General features: G+C 44.8%; 21 protein-coding genes. 8 read left to right on the top strand and 13 right to left on the bottom strand.

Going from position 1 to position 19,437, the window contains the following annotated elements:
- Window positions 1–46 precede the first annotated feature (46 nt).
- Genes LKO26_RS10000 through LKO26_RS09985 form a run of 4 tightly spaced genes read left to right on the top strand, consistent with a single transcriptional unit; the run spans window position 47 to window position 2,717 of the window.
- Window positions 47–814 (top strand): enoyl-CoA hydratase-related protein, encoded by a 768-nt coding sequence (locus LKO26_RS10000; protein ID WP_227587715.1) that lies wholly within the window; start codon window positions 47–49, stop codon window positions 812–814.
- Window positions 815–847: 33 nt separating this feature from the next.
- Window positions 848–1,279 (top strand): deoxycytidylate deaminase, encoded by a 432-nt coding sequence (locus LKO26_RS09995; protein ID WP_227587714.1) that lies wholly within the window; start codon window positions 848–850, stop codon window positions 1,277–1,279.
- A 26-nt stretch (window positions 1,280–1,305) separates the two neighbouring features.
- Window positions 1,306–2,211 (top strand): site-specific tyrosine recombinase XerD, encoded by a 906-nt coding sequence (gene xerD, locus LKO26_RS09990; RefSeq protein WP_227587782.1) that lies wholly within the window; start codon window positions 1,306–1,308, stop codon window positions 2,209–2,211.
- Window positions 2,208–2,717, top strand: coding sequence for an NUDIX hydrolase (locus LKO26_RS09985; RefSeq protein WP_227587713.1), 510 nt, complete (start codon window positions 2,208–2,210; stop codon window positions 2,715–2,717). The genes xerD and LKO26_RS09985 overlap by 4 nt, the downstream gene beginning before the upstream one ends.
- Here the strand turns inward: LKO26_RS09985 and LKO26_RS09980 are convergent, their stop codons facing one another.
- The 8 genes from LKO26_RS09980 to LKO26_RS09945 form a co-directional block, all read right to left on the bottom strand.
- Window positions 2,718–3,422 (bottom strand): ABC transporter ATP-binding protein, encoded by a 705-nt coding sequence (locus LKO26_RS09980; protein WP_227587712.1) that lies wholly within the window; start codon window positions 3,420–3,422, stop codon window positions 2,718–2,720. It abuts the gene before it with no gap.
- Between the two features lie 31 nt (window positions 3,423–3,453).
- Complete coding sequence (locus tag LKO26_RS09975) at window positions 3,454–4,926, bottom strand: DUF5687 family protein (protein ID WP_227587711.1); 1,473 nt, start codon at window positions 4,924–4,926, stop codon at window positions 3,454–3,456.
- A 108-nt stretch (window positions 4,927–5,034) separates the two neighbouring features.
- Complete coding sequence (locus LKO26_RS09970) at window positions 5,035–6,684, bottom strand: DNA repair protein RecN (protein WP_227587710.1); 1,650 nt, start codon at window positions 6,682–6,684, stop codon at window positions 5,035–5,037.
- Between the two features lie 71 nt (window positions 6,685–6,755).
- Window positions 6,756–7,658 (bottom strand): DUF4835 family protein, encoded by a 903-nt coding sequence (locus tag LKO26_RS09965; protein ID WP_227587709.1) that lies wholly within the window; start codon window positions 7,656–7,658, stop codon window positions 6,756–6,758.
- Between the two features lie 38 nt (window positions 7,659–7,696).
- Window positions 7,697–8,896, bottom strand: coding sequence for a bifunctional phosphopantothenoylcysteine decarboxylase/phosphopantothenate--cysteine ligase CoaBC (coaBC, locus tag LKO26_RS09960; protein ID WP_227587708.1), 1,200 nt, complete (start codon window positions 8,894–8,896; stop codon window positions 7,697–7,699).
- 105 nt (window positions 8,897–9,001) lie between these two features.
- On the bottom strand, window positions 9,002–9,328 hold the full coding sequence (locus LKO26_RS09955; RefSeq protein WP_227587707.1) for a DNA-directed RNA polymerase subunit omega: 327 nt from the start codon (window positions 9,326–9,328) through the stop codon (window positions 9,002–9,004).
- A 41-nt stretch (window positions 9,329–9,369) separates the two neighbouring features.
- Window positions 9,370–10,308, bottom strand: coding sequence for an outer membrane protein assembly factor BamD (locus LKO26_RS09950; protein WP_227587706.1), 939 nt, complete (start codon window positions 10,306–10,308; stop codon window positions 9,370–9,372).
- 102 nt (window positions 10,309–10,410) lie between these two features.
- Complete coding sequence (locus LKO26_RS09945; RefSeq protein ID WP_227587705.1) at window positions 10,411–11,040, bottom strand: TetR/AcrR family transcriptional regulator; 630 nt, start codon at window positions 11,038–11,040, stop codon at window positions 10,411–10,413.
- 60 nt (window positions 11,041–11,100) lie between these two features.
- Between LKO26_RS09945 and LKO26_RS09940 the strand changes: the two genes are divergently transcribed.
- From LKO26_RS09940 to LKO26_RS09925, 4 genes are all read left to right on the top strand, one after another.
- Window positions 11,101–11,748 (top strand): TatD family hydrolase, encoded by a 648-nt coding sequence (locus LKO26_RS09940; RefSeq protein WP_227587704.1) that lies wholly within the window; start codon window positions 11,101–11,103, stop codon window positions 11,746–11,748.
- Window positions 11,749–12,474 carry a ThiF family adenylyltransferase gene (locus LKO26_RS09935; protein ID WP_227587703.1) on the top strand — a complete coding sequence of 242 codons (726 nt, stop codon included), beginning with the start codon at window positions 11,749–11,751 and terminating at the stop codon, window positions 12,472–12,474.
- A complete protein-coding gene (gene rnpA / locus LKO26_RS09930; protein WP_227587702.1) occupies window positions 12,467–12,838 on the top strand; it encodes a ribonuclease P protein component in 372 nt (123 codons plus the stop codon). The genes LKO26_RS09935 and rnpA overlap by 8 nt, the downstream gene beginning before the upstream one ends.
- 63 nt (window positions 12,839–12,901) lie before the next feature.
- Window positions 12,902–13,549 (top strand): DUF4126 domain-containing protein, encoded by a 648-nt coding sequence (locus LKO26_RS09925; RefSeq protein ID WP_227587701.1) that lies wholly within the window; start codon window positions 12,902–12,904, stop codon window positions 13,547–13,549.
- 8 nt (window positions 13,550–13,557) lie between these two features.
- Here the strand turns inward: LKO26_RS09925 and LKO26_RS09920 are convergent, their stop codons facing one another.
- From LKO26_RS09920 to miaB, 5 genes are all read right to left on the bottom strand, one after another.
- A complete protein-coding gene (locus tag LKO26_RS09920; RefSeq protein ID WP_227587700.1) occupies window positions 13,558–13,947 on the bottom strand; it encodes a sulfite exporter TauE/SafE family protein in 390 nt (129 codons plus the stop codon).
- Window positions 13,947–15,791: a hypothetical protein gene (locus LKO26_RS09915; RefSeq protein ID WP_227587699.1), complete on the bottom strand. Its 1,845-nt coding sequence runs from the start codon at window positions 15,789–15,791 to the stop codon at window positions 13,947–13,949. The genes LKO26_RS09920 and LKO26_RS09915 overlap by 1 nt, the downstream gene beginning before the upstream one ends.
- A gap of 1 nt (window position 15,792) precedes the next feature.
- Window positions 15,793–16,281 carry an LptE family protein gene (locus LKO26_RS09910; RefSeq protein WP_227587781.1) on the bottom strand — a complete coding sequence of 163 codons (489 nt, stop codon included), beginning with the start codon at window positions 16,279–16,281 and terminating at the stop codon, window positions 15,793–15,795.
- A 68-nt stretch (window positions 16,282–16,349) separates the two neighbouring features.
- The gene (locus LKO26_RS09905) at window positions 16,350–17,633 is read right to left on the bottom strand and encodes a sigma-54 interaction domain-containing protein (RefSeq protein WP_227587698.1); all 1,284 of its coding nucleotides are present in this window, start codon (window positions 17,631–17,633) and stop codon (window positions 16,350–16,352) included.
- Window positions 17,634–17,895: 262 nt separating this feature from the next.
- Entirely contained in the window at window positions 17,896–19,329 is a 1,434-nt protein-coding gene (gene miaB / locus LKO26_RS09900) for a tRNA (N6-isopentenyl adenosine(37)-C2)-methylthiotransferase MiaB (protein ID WP_227587697.1), read from the bottom strand.
- Window positions 19,330–19,437: the final 108 nt, after the last annotated feature.

The following is a 19,437-nucleotide window of genomic DNA, read 5'->3' as shown; positions in this document are numbered from 1 at the left end:
AAAAAATTAGTAATTTGCAAACCTTTATCTATAATTAATCCACTACATGAACTACGAGAATATTACCGTCCTGCGCGAAGAAAAAATGGCCACCATCACCATTAACCGGCCACAGGCACTGAATGCTCTGAACGGACAAACCATCGCTGAACTCAGCACTGCGCTGGATGCCATGAACGAAGATGATGGCATACGCGTGATTTTGCTTACGGGCAGCGGTGAAAAATCTTTTGTTGCCGGTGCAGACATCAAGGAATTCAGTAATTTCAATGCAAAAGAAGCAGAACAACTGGCACGGAACGGCCAAAATACGCTGTTCAATAAAATTGAAGATATGAATAAACCGGTCATTGCTGCCGTCAACGGATTTGCACTGGGTGGCGGTCTGGAACTGGCCATGGCCTGTCACATCCGGTATGCATCGTCTAACGCAAAACTGGGATTACCGGAAGTCACTCTGGGACTTATCCCTGGATATGGCGGTACACAAAGGCTGGCGAAACTGGTTGGGAAAGGCATTGCCAATGAAATGATATTTTCTGCTAAAATGATTTCTGCAGACCGGGCCAGAGAAACGGGTCTGGTAAATGAAGTTTTCAGCCAGGAAGAATTACTGCCGAAAGCTAAAGAACTGGCCTCCGTAATTGCAGCCAATTCCCCGATGGGAATCTCTGAAGCCATCCGTGCTGTAAACCTTTCGGACACAGACGCGGGCTACGAAGCGGAGATCATGTCCTTTGCAAAGCTTTTTGAAATGGCCGACAAGCAAGAAGGTGTGAATGCATTTCTGGAAAAAAGAAAACCTAATTTCTGATCTTTAACCTTTAAAAAACAACAACTGGAAACGTTGACTTATAATAAATTTGATCTGGCATACCTGCGCATGGCAAGGGAATGGGCTACTTTATCCTACTGCAAGCGAAAACAGGTAGGCGCCCTGATTGTAAAAGACCGTATGATTATCTCTGACGGGTATAACGGTACCCCGTCCGGATCTGAAAACCAATGTGAAGACGATGAAGGAGACACCCACTGGTATGTACTGCACGCAGAAGCCAACGCCATACTGAAACTGGCTGCAAGCACACAATCTGCCAAGGGATCCACCCTGTACCTCACGCTTTCTCCCTGCCGTGATTGCAGCAAACTGGTCCTGCAGGCCGGCATAAGCCGTGTGGTGTACCTGCACGGATATAAAGATGAAGAAGGCATCACCTTCCTTAAAAACCACGGCATAGAAGTACTTCAAATTCCGGAAAATGAGTTACACCATCCCTGATAATCCCCAATAAAAACACACAAATGATGAGCTGGCAAGAAAAATTAAAAGACTTCGAAAATTTTTTAAAATTCGAAAGAAACTTTTCCGACAACACTCTAGACGCCTATTCCAGAGATATCAGAAAACTACAAGCGTATGCAGAAACAGACCTGGGAGGCATAAGCCCGGCTGTTATTTCGTTTGATCAGCTGCAGGAATACCTGTACCAGCTCAGCAAACAAAAATTCAGTGAGCGCTCACAGGCCCGCTGGGTATCTTCTATAAAGGCGTTCTTTAATTTTCTTCTGGAAGAGGAAATCCGCGAAGATAATCCCGCCACCTTGCTGGAAGGCCCCAAGCTGGGTCTCTATCTGCCGGACACGCTTTCTTTTGAAGACATAGAGCGCATTATCACCGCTATAGACAAAACGACAGATCTGGGCAGAAGAAACCACTGCATGATTGAGGTTTTGTACGGTTGCGGACTGCGGGTTTCGGAACTTATTGACATTAAAATTTCCAACATTAACTTCAGGGAAAACTACCTTAAAATTGATGGAAAAGGAGACAAGACCAGATTTGTACCCATTGCAGACTACACCGCGCGCCTGATCCGGGATTATATACAGGAGGTGCGGTCGCAGTACAAAATCAACAAAAAACACGAAGACGTGCTTTTTCTGAACAGCCGCGGATCTGCCATGTCCCGGGTGATTGTTTTCATCATCATTAAAGAGCTTACTCAAAAAGCCGGCATCAGCAAGAGAATTTCGCCGCATACTTTCCGGCATTCATTTGCCACCCATTTGCTGCAAAATGGGGCTGACCTTCGCTATATACAGGAAATGCTGGGACACTCCAGCATCACCACTACCTCCGTGTACACCCATCTGAAAACTGAGGAATTACGGGAAGTAATCCTGAACTACCATCCACGCAACAAAGCATGAACAATGAACTGAAATACTGCCCTGCATGTGGTGGTGACACCCTGAGCTGGGACTTGGAGAAAAAATGGAGCTGCAATTGTGGTTTTGTACTGTTTAACAACGTGGCTGCGGCGGTGGCTGTCATCATCAGGCATGGGGATGAGATTTTCCTCACCCGCAGAAACCAAAATCCGCAAAAAGGGAAACTGGATCTGGCAGGAGGATTCACCGACCCCGGTGAAACGGGAGAAGAAACCTGCCGGCGCGAACTCTACGAGGAACTCAAACTGGAGGTAGATCTGTCCCGGTTAAAATATATGGGCAGCCTGCCCAATATTTATCATTATAAAGGAATAGATTACCAGACACTGGATCTTTTTTACGAATATACTGTGGATGCCAGGTTTGAGCCGGATCCCGAGATTTCAGAAATTTCCGAAACCGTCTGGATTCCGAAAAGCCGCATTCAGCCAGATGATCTGGCCTTTGACTCTCAGAAAAAGTTCCTGAAGGAATATTGTTCCTGATTATTCTGCAGAGCCAGCAAAGAAAGACTCCAGCTCTTTCAGCGTTTCCGGATTGGTGATGATATCCCGAACCACTGCTCCTTTGTTCAGTACCACAATCCTGTTGCTCACTTCTGTGGTGTGTGCCAAATCGTGACTGGAAATCAGGAAGGTCACCTGCTCTTTTTGAGACCAGTCTTTGATGAGTTTTTTCAACTTAAATTGCGTAGTAGGATCCAGATTGGCGAAGGGTTCATCCAGAACAATGATCTCCGGGGTACCAATAAGCGCTCCTACAATTCCTACTTTTTTCTGATTCCCTTTAGACAAATCCCGGATATATTTTTTGGCATTGAGAATTTCCCCGTTAAAGAAATCACTGAACTGCACCAGGAAAGCATCCACCGCTTTTTTGTCCTGCCCGCGCAATTCACCCAGAAAATAAAAGTACTCTTCCGGCGTGAGATAGCCTATCAGAAAGGTATCATCTATGAATGCCGATACTTTCTGTTTCCATTGTTCTGAGGCAGCCACGTTTTCATCATCAATCAGAATCTCTCCGCTGCTGGCTTCTATCAGATCCAGCAATAGCGAGAACAAGGTTGTTTTTCCGGCACCGTTATTTCCTACCAGTCCGAAACTTTCACCTTTGGGAATCTCGAGGTGGTCTATGCCCAGCACTTTTGTGGAACCGTAAATTTTAGAAATATTCTGAATTTTTATCATGATGATGTTATTAATAATTAAAAATTGCTGTTTATCCTTTTTTGAAGGCTTCCAGAGTATTGTACTTATGAGATTTGTACAGTTTTACAATATGATTGAATATTTTATTGCGCAACAGAAAACCGATGAGTCCCAAGATCCCCAGGCTTGCCACCGCCAGTTCTATGCCGAAAAAATATTTCACGATTGCAAAAACAGACATGGGCACCACCATTTGTGGAATCATCATCAGCAGCACTTTCATGTTAAAATTATTCCCGCCACCTCCATATGATTTGGAAGTAGCGTTCAGATCAATAGGTTGTTTGTTAAAGGCTCCGGCCAATAGCGTGAGGTAAGAATTGACCCCCAGATTGTATAATCCGGCTGCCAGCACCGTGAGATAAAACTCCCAGCTGATGAGCAGGTACGCAGACGCCGCAATAATTGAAATTCCCGTAGCCAGAACCACTACATACCATTTGGCTTTCAGGTATTCTTTATAGGGCACTTTCTGGGTCATCATCAAAGGATAATATGAACTGTCCCATGCCGGTACCCGCTGTCCGAACATCATCATAAAGCCACCGGTTACAAAAATACCCAGAAACACCCTCATAAAATCTGTACTGTACGCGTCGCCCGCAAAATAAAGCAATCCGTAAAACAAGAACATCACGCCCGAAACCACTGCTGTTTTTGCCGCCTTACTCCGCTTCAGAAGCCGGATATCATTATTAATAAAGGTTCCCAGGTAGCCGAATCTGTTCAGGAATTCTATATTTTCAGTCTTTCCCACTGCCTGTTCTAGTTGCAGTCCGCGGTCCAGGTAAAAATTTGCCCGGATATTGCGGTACGCCCAATAGCCCATTCCTGCAGCCATGAGCAGCGGCACCAGAAATGCACCCGGAACATGGTATAAGGCAGAAATAATCTGCTCTGAAAAAACCGACAGCTTCAGATGGCCTGCGTATTCCAGAAAACCAAAAGCAGCCATAAGAATGCCCACGGCCCATACCACGGCATTTTTCTTATTGAGAATAATATTCAGGAAGTTAATGAAATAAAACACGGCAATAACCCCGATAAGAAACATCAGCACGCCCACAAATGAATAACCACCATGGAAGATGAGCAGGATGCAAAACGGCAGCATGAAAATCAGATAACCCCAGTTGAAGAAATTAAAAATAATTTTCAGAATGGTATAGTTTACCAGTTTACTTTTGGCAATATTCTGCGTGAGAAATGGCTTGATATTCTGAGTAGGCATTTGTTGCAACAGATACCGCACGACCAGGTCAAAAGCAGCATAATAAAGAAAATATCTGGAAAAAATCAGCAGTGGATCCTCGTTCAGTTCCTCTACAGAGATGAAATACAATGCCACCGCCATGACCAAAAACATCATTGCAATGCTGGCAAAGGAAAAAGCCATCAATATTCTCATGGCCAGTTGGGTTCCAAACTGTGGATTGCGCAAAAAGTTTTTAAGCTCCAGCCTTAAGAGTTTCAGATATACCATGATTTATTTTATAGAAATAAGTAGAGAAATTTCACAGAATGTTACATAAAACGGCAAAAAACAGCAACAAAAAATAGAATTTCGGTCAAAATGAGCAGAAAAGTGGTATTATTTCATCAATTCTCTGGCTTGCAAAATGGCAGCATCAGTAATCTGTGATCCGGAAAGCAATTGTGCTACTTCCAGTAATTTCTGCTCCTCATTCAGGTGTACAATCCGGGTTTGGGTTTTTCCGGCTGTTTCGTCTTTCTGCACTTTGAAATGGTCATCTCCTTTGGCGGCGACCTGTGCCAGATGGGTAATGACGATCAATTGTGTATCTGCAGACATTTCCCGCATCAGATTTCCGATTTCCTCTGCCACTTTGCCGGATACACCGGTGTCTATTTCGTCCAGAATCAGGGTGGGAAGTTCGGCATTTTCTGCCATAATTTTCTTCACAGAAAGCATCACCCGGGAGCGTTCACCGCCGGAGATCGCTTCCTGAACCGGCTTCAGCGGGAAACCGGCATTGGCCTGAAATAAAAATTGTATACCTTCTTTGCCGAGGTGATTAAAATCTTCTGTATCCTTCAGCTCTACCTCGATTTTTGCTTTCGGCAGCCCCAGTTTCCGGAGAAGTGATTCCATCTTATCTTTGAATACGGGAACTGCTTTCCGGCGATTCTCAGAAAGTAAAGCGGCCTGTTCAGTAAGGGATTGCGCTTTGGCTTCAATTTCTTTTTCTGTATGAGCAATAAGCTCCTTCAGTCCGTCAAAACCGGCTTGCTCTGCCTGCAGCGTATCACGGATTACAATCAGCTCTTCTACACTATTCACATGATGTTTCAGGAACAGGGACTGTACGGCATTTACTTTTTCCTGCAGTTGTTGCAGGGATTCGGGATCTATTTCAATTTTCTCGGACTCGTTATGAAGTTCAAAGATAATGTCCTTGAATTCTACCAGAGTTTCGTTCAGCCGCGTATTCAGTTCAGAAAACTCATGAGAGAGCTCAGACACCTTCCCCACTTTACTTTTAAGGTCATTCAGGGTATCCAGAATTCCAATCTCCTCGGCATCCAGTCGGGCAAAAATATCGTGCAGCGTATCGGTAATCAACTCTGCATTTTCATGTTTTCTGAGTTGATTCTGCACCTCCTCCAGATCAAATTCATCCAGATTCATATCTGCCAGTTCCTGAAGTAAGAACTGCTTATAATCGGTCTCCCGGTTTTGTTCTTCCAGTTCTGTAATGCTACGGCTCAGCACTTGTTTTAACCGTTTATATTCCTGAAAATCTGACCGGTATGCCGTAATCAAACTTGCATTCCCGGAAAGTCCGTCGATAATCCGGAACTGATAATCTTCATTAAAAAGATTGGAAGTTTCAAACTGGGAATGAATGTCTATCAATCTGGCAGTAAGGGATTTCAGAACATCCAGCGTGACCGGTACATCATTGACAAAAGCCCGCGATTTTCCTGAGGGCATGATCTCCCTGCGCACGATGGTTTGTAACTCAAAATCCAGATTATGATCGTCAAAAAAAGGCTTCAGACTTTCGTTGACGGTAAATTCTGCTTCCACAATACTTTTGGCAGAGGCATTCTGTATGCTTTTCACATCTGCCCGCTCTCCCAGAATCAGACGCAGAGCCCCCAGAATAATTGACTTACCCGCTCCGGTTTCACCGGTAATCACCTGTAAACCCTTATTCAGAGAAATCTCCAGGGAGTCGATCAAAGCAAAATTCGTGATGAAAATTCGGTTCAGCATAGATAATAAGATGAGCTTTAAGAAAAACCTAAAGCTCTGCAAAAATATTGGTAAATTGTTAACGCTGCAAATTATTTCCAGTTATTCCACTTGGATTCAGTGTTTTTGGGCGACATCACAATCATGAGTTGCTTCAGTTCGTTGATGTTTACCGGTCCGTTATTCCGGGAATCAAAAATATTATAAATCTCATTCACCTTGGTATCCAGAAACAGATTGATGGCATAATTCTGCTGAAAGGTATTTTCATACTGTTTAAGGCCCATCACTGCGTCAGCAATCACTTTTTTGGCAGAAGACTGATCCTGATTATACAAATTGTCCAGTCCGGAGCGGTGGTATTTATAGGACAAGGCACGGATTCCGTTGTAAGAAGGATTGATGATGCCGTCTATCAGACCTCCTCGTGTACGGGGTCCTTCTACCACAGACCATCCTTCAAATCCTTTATTCATAGAATTGCGGGAAATTTGCTGTGCTTTCTGAAAGTGAGATTGCCCGCCCATGGCCTGAAAGCTGTCTGCATCGTATCCCAGAACCAGATATACGTAAAAGCTGATGATATCTGTTAAATTTTTCCCGGAAAACTGTCTTTCGTTAAAGATCAGATTTTCATTTTCCACGTACTCAAAAATAATTTTGGTATCGTTTACATTCACCAACGGGGATTCATAAGTAGAGTTAAAAACCGGTCTTACCGCCTGCACTACCAGCGATCCGTTATACTTATTCCCGTCTTTTCCAGAAATAATGAAGGCGAAGTTACATTTTACTTTCTCAAAATTTTCCAGACGTTTTCCCGTCCAGCTGGTTTTATTGATGAAATCCCGGATGTTTTTCTCCAGTGTGCGATACACCTGCTGGTTACTGCCACCCAGCTGCTGGGAGTTTACGGTGACGTTTGCCATAATTTCCTGTGCAGGAATCAGGCTTGCCAAACATAAGAATATAAATAAGGTAAAGAATTTTTTCATGGTAAACATCTGAATTTCAAAACGGAAATTTACTTAATTTATTTTAATAATCTCATTTCTACCGCATCCAGAATATCTGCTGCAACTTCCTTCTTGGATTTCAGGTCAAATCCGATCTGCTCTTGTTTTGTGAAAATTGTAATGCGGTTGGTGTCATTTTTAAATCCGGCGCCTTCGTCCCGAAGGGAATTCAGGACAATCATATCCAGATTTTTCTTTTCGAGTTTCGCCAGGGCGTTGGCTTCTTCATTCTGAGTCTCCAGCGCAAACCCTACCAGAAACTGTTGCTTTTTCTGTGCGCCCATGGTTTTCAGAATATCCGGGTTTTTCACCAGTTCTATGGTAAGATGGTCGTCATTTTTCTTAATTTTTTCTGGTGCGATTTCCTTTGGTGCATAGTCTGCTACAGCCGCACTGGCGATGGCAATATCAGCATGGTGATAATGCTTGAAAACCTCATCCAGCATCTCTGCCGCCGAAGTTACCCGGTGCAGGTCTATCTCCCGGTTTTCCGGCACAAGTGCTGTGGGCCCGCTTACCAGGATTACTTTTGCACCTCTGGCAGCGGCTTCTTTGGCTAATTCAAATCCCATTTTTCCCGAAGAATGATTGCCGATGAAACGCACCGGGTCTATGGCTTCATACGTAGGTCCGGCTGTAATCAGCACGGTTTTGCCCTGCAGGCTTTTATGCTGCGGCAGAAAATAATTCTTTACAGCATACAAAATGGTTTCCGGCTCGGCCATACGTCCCGGTCCCACAAGACCACTGGCCAGCTCCCCTTCCTCGGCCGGAATGACGATATGACCAAAATCTTCGGCCATTTCCAGATTTTGTCTGGTGGACGGATGAGCGTACATATCCAGATCCATAGCCGGCGCAATAAACACCGGGCACCTCGCAGAGAGATAGGTAGCGAGTAACAAATGGTCACATTGTCCATGCACCATTTTGGACAGCGTATTGGCCGTACAGGGTGCTATAATCATGGCATCTGCCCACATGCCCAGTTCCACATGATTGTTCCAGGTGCCGTTTTCACCATAGAAATCAGAATACACGGGATTTTTACTGAGGGTAGCGAGGGTAAGTTCTGATACAAACGTTCTGGCAGACGGCGTCATGATGACCTGTACTTCTGCACCCTGCTTCACAAAATCGCGGATCAGAAAACTAATTTTATATGCAGCAATACCGCCGGTGATTCCGATCAGTATTTTTTTATCCTGAAGACTCATCTTGTCATTTTGGGGACTAATTTACCCATTTTTACCATAAATACCGAAATAAAAAAAGTCACAACAGCAAAACTGTGGTGACTTTATAAGCATAAGAAACAAATATTAAGCGTTTCTGTCTTCTGTTTTTCTGAAATAAATTTCGTCCTGCAGCCATTCTGCCACTGCTATGGAAGTAGGCTTCGGCAGTTTTTCGTAATACTTGGAAATCTCAATCTGCTCACGGTTTTCAAAAACCTCTTCCAGCGTAGCATTATGCACTGCAAATTCATCCAGTTTAGAATGCAGTTCGGTGCGGATTTCTGCGTTAATCTGCTCTGCTCTTTTACCCATAATCACGATCGCCTCGTAAATTGAATCCACTTTTTCTTCAATTTTATCTCTGTCGTAGGTAATGGTGTTTAATTCTGCTTTAATATCTTTTGCGCTCATTTTGAGAGGGTTGTTAAAAATTTAGACTGCAAATGTAGTGATTATTTTTGAATTGGAATAGTTACAGAAGGTGGCGGCGTGGTTGCTATCACGCTGTCACGCAGTGCCTGGGCGGTTTGCTTCTCTGCTTCACGCAGTTGTTTTGCTTCATAAGCCTCTTTCTGTTCTTCTATCTGTTTTTTCAATTTGCTGAAATCCTGTTGCTCTTTCACCAGTTTTTCTCTTAATGAAACAGCAGTTTTGGCCACGTCTGAATCCGGGAGATCCTTTTCTACCTGTCTGGAAAATGCCAGTGCATTTTCTATTCTTTCTTCTTTCAGACTGTACACGGAGTTCACGGCCAGTTCGTAGCGGGATTTCATGATATAGTCATATATGCTTGGGCGTAATTTCGTGGAAGGGTAATCATCCAGCACATTTTCAAAGGCAACATCGGCAGCTTTATATTCTGCCATTCTGTAATACTGTTTTGCGTTTTCGTATGCTTTAAACTCCAGTTTATATGACAGTTCATCTACCAGTTCACTGATGTTTTTGGATCTTTCGGACTCCGGATAATCATTGAGGAAATTCTGGAGTTCGGTGATCGCCAGTTCCGTAGAGGTCTGATCCAGGTTATAGTCCATAGACCCTTCATAGTAGCACAGTGCAGACATATAGGCCGCTTCCTCCTTGCGCGGATCCTGCGGGAAGGTTACTGCAAAATTCTTGAACTGATGCCCGGCCAGCTTGTAATTTTTGTCATAGTAATTGGCATAGGCAGAATTAAAGACCACATTGGGTGCATCATCTGTCCCGGCTACCAGATTCGAGAGTCTCTCGTACAGGGCTACGGCTTTATGCCATTTTCTATTGGCAAAATGTTCATTGGCCACTTTCAGAATAAAATCCTTATCTGCACTTTTCAGTGCTTCATCATGAGCTGTTTTACAAGCCGTAACAAGAACAGCGGCAATAAGAATTAAAAATATTTTTTTCATAAGATATTGTAGAGAGGCCCGAAATATTTTTCCGGCCCATGCGATTGCAAAAATATAATTTTTTTGCCAATAGTTTTGATTTTAAGAGTATTTAACGCTGTTTTATTCATGCACATAACCCAAAAGCGCAAATACAGTGAGCATCACGCTGGATTTGGTCTTTTTTTCTGCCTCACGCAGGTACTCTTCTTCAGAATCATAGCGCACATATAGATCCAGAAAACTCCGGTTGCGGATGTTAAATAACGTTGTGCCCAGCAAAATAGACAGGATATCCTCCGGCTTCGGCGCAAAAGTGAATACCCCCGAAGCGATACCCTTCTTCAGAATCTCATCAAATTTTAATACACAATACTGGTAAAAGGTCATCAATTCCTGTTTCAGATGATCATTTTGCCGCAATTCCTGAGATACAAATCCGTGGAAATAGGCGTATTTATACAAATGACTCACAATATATTTCACAATCTCACGCAACTGCATTTCCGGTTTACCATCCTTGATGGTTTCCGCAAATTCAGAAAAATGCTCCCTTGTACGCTGCACCCGAAAATGATACAGATAGTACATCATTTTCTCCTTAGAGCCAAAGTAATAGGAAATCATGGCCACATTGACCCCCGCTCCCGCAGAAATATCACGAACCGAGGTTCCGTCAAATCCTTTTTTTGCAATCAGCTCCTCTGCGGTATTCAGAATATGAATTTGTTTTTCCGTAAATTTTTTCGCCATACAGTGATTTTGAGTAAATTTATCAAAAATCTAGATACAAACAAACGTTTAGTCCGAAAAATGAAGATTCCCACCACAGATTTCTTTGACTTCCACCATCATACTGACGGAAAAACCGGTGGGATTTACAATTTGAGATACGGCGAGCCATGGCCACCGTCTTACTTTTCGGCTGGCATTCATCCGCATGATATTCCCGCGGATACTGCGCCGCATTTTCAATGGTTAAAGGAAGCCGTACTGCACCCAAGATGTGTGGCAATAGGCGAATGCGGACTGGACGGACTGATTGCGACCGATGAAAAAATTCAGGCAGAAATATTCATGAAACAGATTGAAATTGCTAATGAGGTGCGTAAGCCGCTGATTATTCACTGTGTAAAACGGCATTCCGCATTGCTGCATTATAAAAAGACAGCGAAAGTGCCGATGGTGATTCATGGCTTTAACAACCGCAGCACCATAGGCGAGGAAATGATGAAACATAATTTTTATCTCAGTTTTGGAAAATCTGTCCTTCATCATGTAAATTTGCAGCAGTTTGTGAAAGTATTCCCTGCAGACCGTCTGTTTCTGGAAACCGATTCGGCAGATTTTAATCTGGCAGAATTATACGAAACAGTCAGTTCGCTAAAGGGCATCAGCATTGAAACCCTGTCCGGAATCATCACAAATAATGTACAAACCTTATTAAAGCTGACAGATTAAATGGATAAAGACTGGCTGGAACGCACAGAACTGTTAATTACCCCGGAGGGCATTCAAAAACTCAAAAACGCCAATCTGCTGGTCATAGGACTGGGCGGTGTAGGTTCTTTTGCTGCAGAATTTCTGGCCAGAGCGGGGGTAGGAAAAATGACCATAGCAGACGGTGATGTGGTAGATCTCACTAACATCAACCGGCAATTGCCCGCACTGCACTCCACCGCAGGACAATCCAAAGCCGCACTGATGACTACCCGTCTACTGGACATTAACCCGATGTTGGAACTCACCACCATTAATGAATTTCTGGAACCCGAACGCATGGAAGAAATCCTGGACCAGAATCGTTTTGATTATGTGCTGGATTGTATAGACAGCGTGACGCCGAAAATCACCCTGATCAAAGCAGCGCGGAAACGTAAGATTAAAATCGTAAGTTGTATGGGAGCCGGCGGAAAGACCGATCCGGCCAAGGTGATGGTGCGGGACATCAGTAAAACCCACAACTGTTTCCTGGCCAAGCAGGTGAGAAAACGACTGAAGAAAGAGCACATCAATAAAGGATTCCGCTGTGTTTTTTCCACAGAAATCCAGAAAGAGGAGAGCCTGAAAATGACAGACGGCAGCAATTTCAAAAAGTCCTTTTATGGAACCATCAGCTTCATACCGGCTCAATTTGGATTATATGCCGCTGCAGAAGTCATCAATTATCTGCTGAAAAATGAGTGATACCAGCCCTAACTTCCGCTATCCCGGACAGGAAAAACTGAAATCCAAAAAAGAAATTACCTTATTGTTTGAAAAGGGTAAGTGGTTCACCTGCGGCCATCTGCGAATCATCACACTGCCACAAGCCGACCTGCAGGTTCCAAAACTGGCCGTTTCTGTATCCAAAAGAAATTTCAAGAAAGCCACGGATCGTAACCGTGTGAAAAGACTGCTGCGCGAGGCTTACCGACTGAACAAATCTGAATTCGTCCAGGCATTCGGAAGTTCAGGCATATCCATGCTGTTCTGGGCTTCATCAAAAAAACCAGAACACTATCAGGAAGTAGAAGCACAATTCCTTAAGCTGTGCCGGAATCAAAAATAAATCTGGGCTTCATTTGCATACTTTTTGTAAATTTGAGTTAAAATCATTCAAAAAAATTACAAAATGCTGGATCACATCCCATATCTCCCTTATATTCTGAGTGCCTTCATTGGAATTGGTCTGGCTGCGGCTACCGGTTTCAGAGTTTTTCTGCCCATGTTTGCCGTAAGTCTGGCTTCTTATCTGGGCTGGATTCCCATGAATGAAAATTTTGAATGGCTCTCTGGACTTCCGGCACTCATTACCACAGGAATTGCCACTGCGGTAGAAATTCTGGCGTATTATATTCCCTTTGTAGATCACCTGCTGGACACACTCTCGGTACCGCTGGCTACCATTGCCGGTTCCGTAATTTTTGCCACTCAGTTTACAGATATCGGGACGCTGCCGCTCTGGGCACTTGCTCTGATTGCCGGTGGAGGAACAGCAGCAACCATCAGTTCCGGATTTGCGGGAACCAGGGCTGCCTCTACTGCCACCACCGGTGGCCTGGGAAATTCTGTAGTTGCCACCACCGAAACCGCAGGCGCAGGTCTGATGTCTGTTCTGGCGCTTGCAGCCCCCGTAATTGCAGCCATAGTAGCGCTGATTCTGGTGATTACCGTTTGGGTTCTGGGCAAAAAAATTTGGAAAAAATTCCGGAACTATCAGTCAGATAAACCTTCGCACACCATTGATGTGGAAGCTGTAGACCGAAAAAACATTGAATAGCCGGAGCGTTACTTCTGAAAAAACATTTTGACGGCCACCACAAACATCAGCACGGCAAACACCTTTCGGAGGGTTTCCTGAGACAGTGAAATCGCTGTTTTACTGCCCAGATACGACCCGAGCATGAAACCACAGCAAAGGAGCAACGCCGTTTTCACATCCACATTACCCGTTTTGTAATAATTCATCACTCCGAAAAATCCTACCGGCACCATCAGGAGCGCCAGGGTTGTTCCCTGCGCTTTATACTGTGTAAAACCGAATAGCAATACCAGCACCGGCACCATCACAATGCCGCCGCCAATGCCTACTAACCCGCTGAGGTAGCCGGCTATCAGCCCGAGAATAACCAATCCTATAATTAATGTGATGCCATCCATTTTCATTCGGTTTATCATTAAATTTTACTCCGGAGCTGATTGACCTCTTTGATGCGGTCTCTGAAATAGGCTTTCTTTTCCGGGTGCTTTTTGGCCAGAATCTGAAATGCTTCCACCGCCTTGGCGTAGAGCTTCTGTTCCAGATAAATATTGGCCAGTGTTTCGGTCATTAAATGGGAAATATCATCTTTTTTCTCCTTCACCACATAAGATGTTTCTTCCTTCAGCTGAGAAATTTTAGGGGCCGTTTCAATGAATTTTTCTATGATTTCGGCTTTTGCTTTCTCCTTTGGCTGCTCCTCCGTTTTTTGTTTTGCTGAACGGTCTATTTTCAGCCAGTTTTGCCAGGTATTGATGAACTGCGGAACGTTGCTGTCCTGTTCGATGTTTGCTTTATTTGCGGTGGAAATTTCCGGATCCACATCTTCTTTGGCCGGAATTTCCGGATCCGCAGACAGGCTCACTGCTGCTTCCGGCAACTCAACTGCTTCCAGGTGCGTGGTGATTTCTGCCGGTTCACTTTCCGGAGTTTTTGTCACAGGTGCATCGGGCACTTTGCCGATGAGTGCATCCGGCGTACCGGCGTTAAAATTCATGGGCTTCCAGGAAGATGACGCAGATGGCATTTCTGTTCCGGTTTCTGCGGTCTGCTGAATTACAACCGGCGTCTGAACCGCTGAATGCTCCTTTATTTCTTCTGAGGCGGCTGTTTTCTCCTCCTGAATCTGCTCCTCACGTTTTTCTTCAGCTACTTTTGTAACCGGCTCTGCAGCTAAAAATTTCTGAGTTTCTGCAAAACTGATTCCGGCATCTGTGTGCGGTTCTGCATCTGTCTCGGGCGCTTTGGGTTGCCTGTTTTTCTTGTTCTCCTGAATTTTTCGTTCCACTTCTTCCAGCAGTCGCTTCATTTCCTCTTCATGTTTATTGGCCTTGGCACTCTGAGGCGCTGCTTTCAGTGGTGCAGTAGCGGCAGGCTGCAATTTCACTTCGGGGAGGAAGGATGCCGTATCATGTAAATTTAATGCCTCAGATTCACCAATTGGCTGGTCTGGATGTTCCGTTGGTGTTTCCGGGGAATTGGAGCGATCTGCGGGCTGGTCTTCCCCTGCTATTTCTTTTTGAACTTCCGGCTCTGCAGGAGTTTCTTGCAAATCTGAGGTAATCGTTTCCGAAACGGGAGTGTCTTCACCGGCAGCAATCACTATTTCTGTACTAAGATCATCAGCCGTGAGTTCCTCAGGCTGTACGTGCATCGGTGCAATTTCTACAGGTTCCACTGTTTCAGATTTCTGTGTTTCTGTTGCAACAGGCAATGATTCTTTCGTCTGTTCTCCGCGTTTGCCGGCAGATTCCACCACCAGAGTTCCGGATTCCTGGGAGGCTTCCAGATCTATTGTACCGGCATCCTGATTCATAAATTCTTCTTCACCCTCAAAAAGAATCCGGTTCAGTTCACCGTTTACATAAACGGGTTTGGGAAGCGGTGTTTCGGTAATAATGTGCTGTACGAAACCGCTGTCAGTCTGCTCAGGAATGTGTTGGTGGCCAACGTTTTCCGGTTGTGTGCCGGAAGAATGACTCGTTTCTTCTGATTCCCGGTTCTCCGTGTCTTTTGCAGTCTGCACCGCATAAGATTCACCATTGATGAGGTGATAGAGTATTTTTTTATCTGTGGTATATGCTGCGGTTGTAGCCAGTGTTTGCTGATAATTTTCTGAATCAAATCTGGAAACTCCCAAAAGATACAAGGCCCGGAGACTCTGTGCATAGGGGGTTTTCTGAATCTCCTTAGAAAGAAGGCCCAGATCTTCTGCCTGCAGCAATTGCGGATTTTTAATAAGTTCTAAAGCTCTTGCGTTCATATTACCAGTTGGCTACAATATCATTAAAAATTTTATTGATGATTCTTTCATTCACAATCTTGACCTGCGAAGTTTCTATGGCGTTAATGTCCAGATCACTGTTGAAAACCGCTTCGTCAGAAAATGTCCGGTCAAAACTTTTGTCCGGCTCTATTTTATTCTCATAGTGCACCCGCACGGTGATGGTCAGTTTGTTCTGAGCAGCCTGAATGCTTCCGCCGGCTGCATTGACCCCGGATGAGATGGTAGTAGGCGAAATGCTGTAATCAATAATTTCACCTTCGATGAGCATATCCGGATTTTCTTTGGTTCCCTTCAGCGTAGTTCTTTGCAGAAAACGGTTCTGGATATCTGTGGAAAACTGCTGTGCCAGCGTAGGGTTCACCAGCGGCGCATTATTGACAAATTCATTGATCTGCACCGTCTTAATCTCCGGACTGAGTGATGATCCTGTGAATGAATAGCAACTTTGCAGGACCAGCAATGCCATAAAAAACGCTGCAGCGATTGTGCGGCTTTTGCGGCAGGCGGATGTTTTTGTAGATGAAAATAAAACCATTAATCTTCTAAATTATACTGTTTGATTTTTCGGTACAGGGTTCTCTGTGAAATTCCCAGTTCTTCTGCAGCCTTGTTTCTTCTGCCCTTGTGTTTTTCCAGGGCTTTCACAATCAGTTCCCTTTCGTTATTTTGCAGGGACAGGGAATCTTCTTTTGTTTCTTCAATCTCTACATCTTCCACATCATCATAATTATCTCCCGTTCCGGAGTACATTACTGACTGGGAAGAAGTCTGCGGATTGTTTTCAAAATACAGTAAGGAGTTCTGGTTCTGTGCAGAAGCATCCGGAGTAAACACCCTGTTGATGAGATTCTGCTCTTGAGAACTCAGGTCACTTCTGTCCCGGTTTTTAATCAGTTCCGAAGTTAAGGATTTTAAATCGTTCAGGTCATTGCGCATGTCAAAGAGAATTTTGTACATGATTTCGCGCTCAGAGTGAAACTCACTGCTGGACACACCGCCCTGTGATTCCTTTTTCACAACGGCGGGCAGATGCGCATTCATCGGGATATATTCTGCCAGTTTCACAGAATTTACGCTACGGTTTTGTTCTACCACGGTCATCTGCTCCACCAAATTTCGCAGCTGCCGAACATTTCCGGGAAACGCATAATTTTCCAGATAATTGATGGCATCCTCTGTGAGCTGCAGTTCCGGCATGCGGTATTTTTCGGCAAAGTCTATGGCAAATTTACGAAACAGCAGGTGGATGTCTCCTTTGCGCTCGCGCAGCGGCGGCATATCAATCTGCACGGTATTCAGGCGGTAATACAGATCCTCCCGGAAACGGCCGTCTGCAATGGCTTTCATCATATTCACATTGGTAGCAGCCACGATCCGGACATTCGTTTTCTGAATCTGCGAAGAACCCACTTTCATAAATTCGCCGCTTTCCAGCACGCGCAGCAAGCGTACCTGGGTTTGCAGAGGCAGTTCTCCTACTTCATCCAGGAAGATGGTTCCGCCATCTGCCACTTCAAAATAACCCTTTCTGGTAGCCGTAGCGCCCGTGAAGGCTCCTTTCTCGTGCCCGAATAGTTCAGAATCTATGGTTCCCTCCGGTATGGCGCCACAGTTTACCACAATATAGGGCTGATGTTTGCGGCGGGATTCTCCGTGAATGATTTTGGGGATAAATTCCTTTCCCACCCCACTTTCGCCAATGACCAGCACTGAAATATCTGTAGGAGCCACCTGTATGGCTTTTTCCAGCGCGCGGTTCAGCGCCGGGAAGTTACCGATGATGCCGAAGCGGGTTTTTATGGATTGTAAGTCTGTCATTTTTAAATGATTCGAATATTACCGTTCTGTTACATATTTATGCAGGCCATCATCTGAAAATCAATGATTTGTGCTGCAAGTTCTTTTTCTTGTGTGCGGATTCCCACACTGTATTTATTTTTCCCGGACTGTTGCGTCAGCGGCCACACTGCAGCCCGGCCTGAGCGGAGCTCTTTTTGTGAGGAGGCACGACGAGCAAAAAAGCGGGAGCGGAGGACGGAATTGCTGCCCTAAAAAAAGAAGCAGCATAACACTACGCCTCTTAAATAACTTCTCCCAGCAATGTTCCCTGAGTGTTTCCGTGCACGTATACGTTCACAAAATCACCCGGTTTCTGGCCTTCTTTTTTATCAAACACACACACAGCGTTCTGGGAATTTCTTCCTTTCCACTGATTTTCGTTCTTTTTGGAGATGCCTTCAATCAGGATTTCATGGGTTTTGCCCACGTAAGATGCCATCCGGTGGCGTGACAACTCGCCCTGCAACGCAATGACCTCTGCAAGTCTGCGTTTTTTCACGTCTTCCGGCACATCGTCTTCCATTTTCTTGTGCGCCGGCGTGCCCGGTCTCTCGGAGTAGGCAAACATATAGCCATAATCATACTCCACTTCCTTCATCAGGGAGAGGGTAAGCCGGTGATCTTCTTCGGTTTCGCCACAGAATCCTATGATCATATCTTGTGAAAATGCGATATCCGGAACGATTTTTCTGGCGCTGTGAATAAGGTTCAGATACTCTGCCCGTGTATGCTGGCGGTTCATTTTTTCCAACATCCTGTCGCTGCCGCTCTGTACCGGAAGGTGCACATATTTACAGATATTACTGTGCTTTGCCATAATTTCGAACACGTCTGTGGTCATATCATGCGGATTGGACGTAGAAAAACGGATTCTCATGTGGGGCACTGCCACCGCCACCATATCCAGCAACTGCGAGAATCTGACAGCGGTCAGTTTCTGCATTTCTGAGGCTTTTGCAAAGTCTTTTTTGGGACCACCGCCATACCACAGGTAGGAATCCACATTCTGACCCAGCAGAGTCACCTCTTTATAGCCTTGATTCCAGAGATCTTTGCATTCTTCTATGATGGAATGAGGATCCCTGCTGCGCTCCCGGCCACGGGTAAACGGCACTACGCAGAAGGTACACATATTATCGCAACCGCGGGTGATGGTGACAAAAGCGGTTACCCCGTTGCCTCCCAAACGTACGGGATTGATGTCTGCATAGGTTTCTTCTTTGGACAGGATCACATTGATGGCATCCCGGCCGCCGTCGGTTTCCTTCAGTAGGTTTGGAAGATCACGATAAGCGTCGGGGCCCACCACCAGGTCTACCAGATGTTCTTCTTCCAGGAATTTGGTTTTCAGCCGTTCGGCCATGCAGCCCAGTACACCCACGGTAAGGTTGGGTTTTTCTTTTTTAAGATTTTTGAACTGGGACAAGCGCATGCGTACGGTTTGTTCAGCCTTTTCCCGTATAGAGCAGGTATTGAGCAGAATCAGGTCTGCTTCTTCCTGCTTCAGGGTGGTATTGTACCCCTGTTCATTCAGGATGGAAGCCACGATTTCAGAATCCGAGAAATTCATCTGGCAGCCGTAGCTTTCCAGGAATAACTTCTTGGTATTCTGTGGTTTTTCTGCAATGGCGAAAGCTTCGCCCTGTTTGGTTTCGTCTATGTATTTTTCTTGCACAATTCTAAATTTGATGCGGTTTCAGGCTAATCCACATGAAGGCACGACGACCTAAAACATTAAACCTCAAACTAAAAGTTAGTGTGCAAAGATAAGCATTTTTCTGCC

The organism is Chryseobacterium sp. MFBS3-17 (assembly GCF_020687745.1).
Lineage (GTDB): Bacteria > Bacteroidota > Bacteroidia > Flavobacteriales > Weeksellaceae > Marnyiella.
Note: the sequence above shows the minus strand (reverse complement) of the source record. Positions and strands in the feature narration are given on the sequence as shown.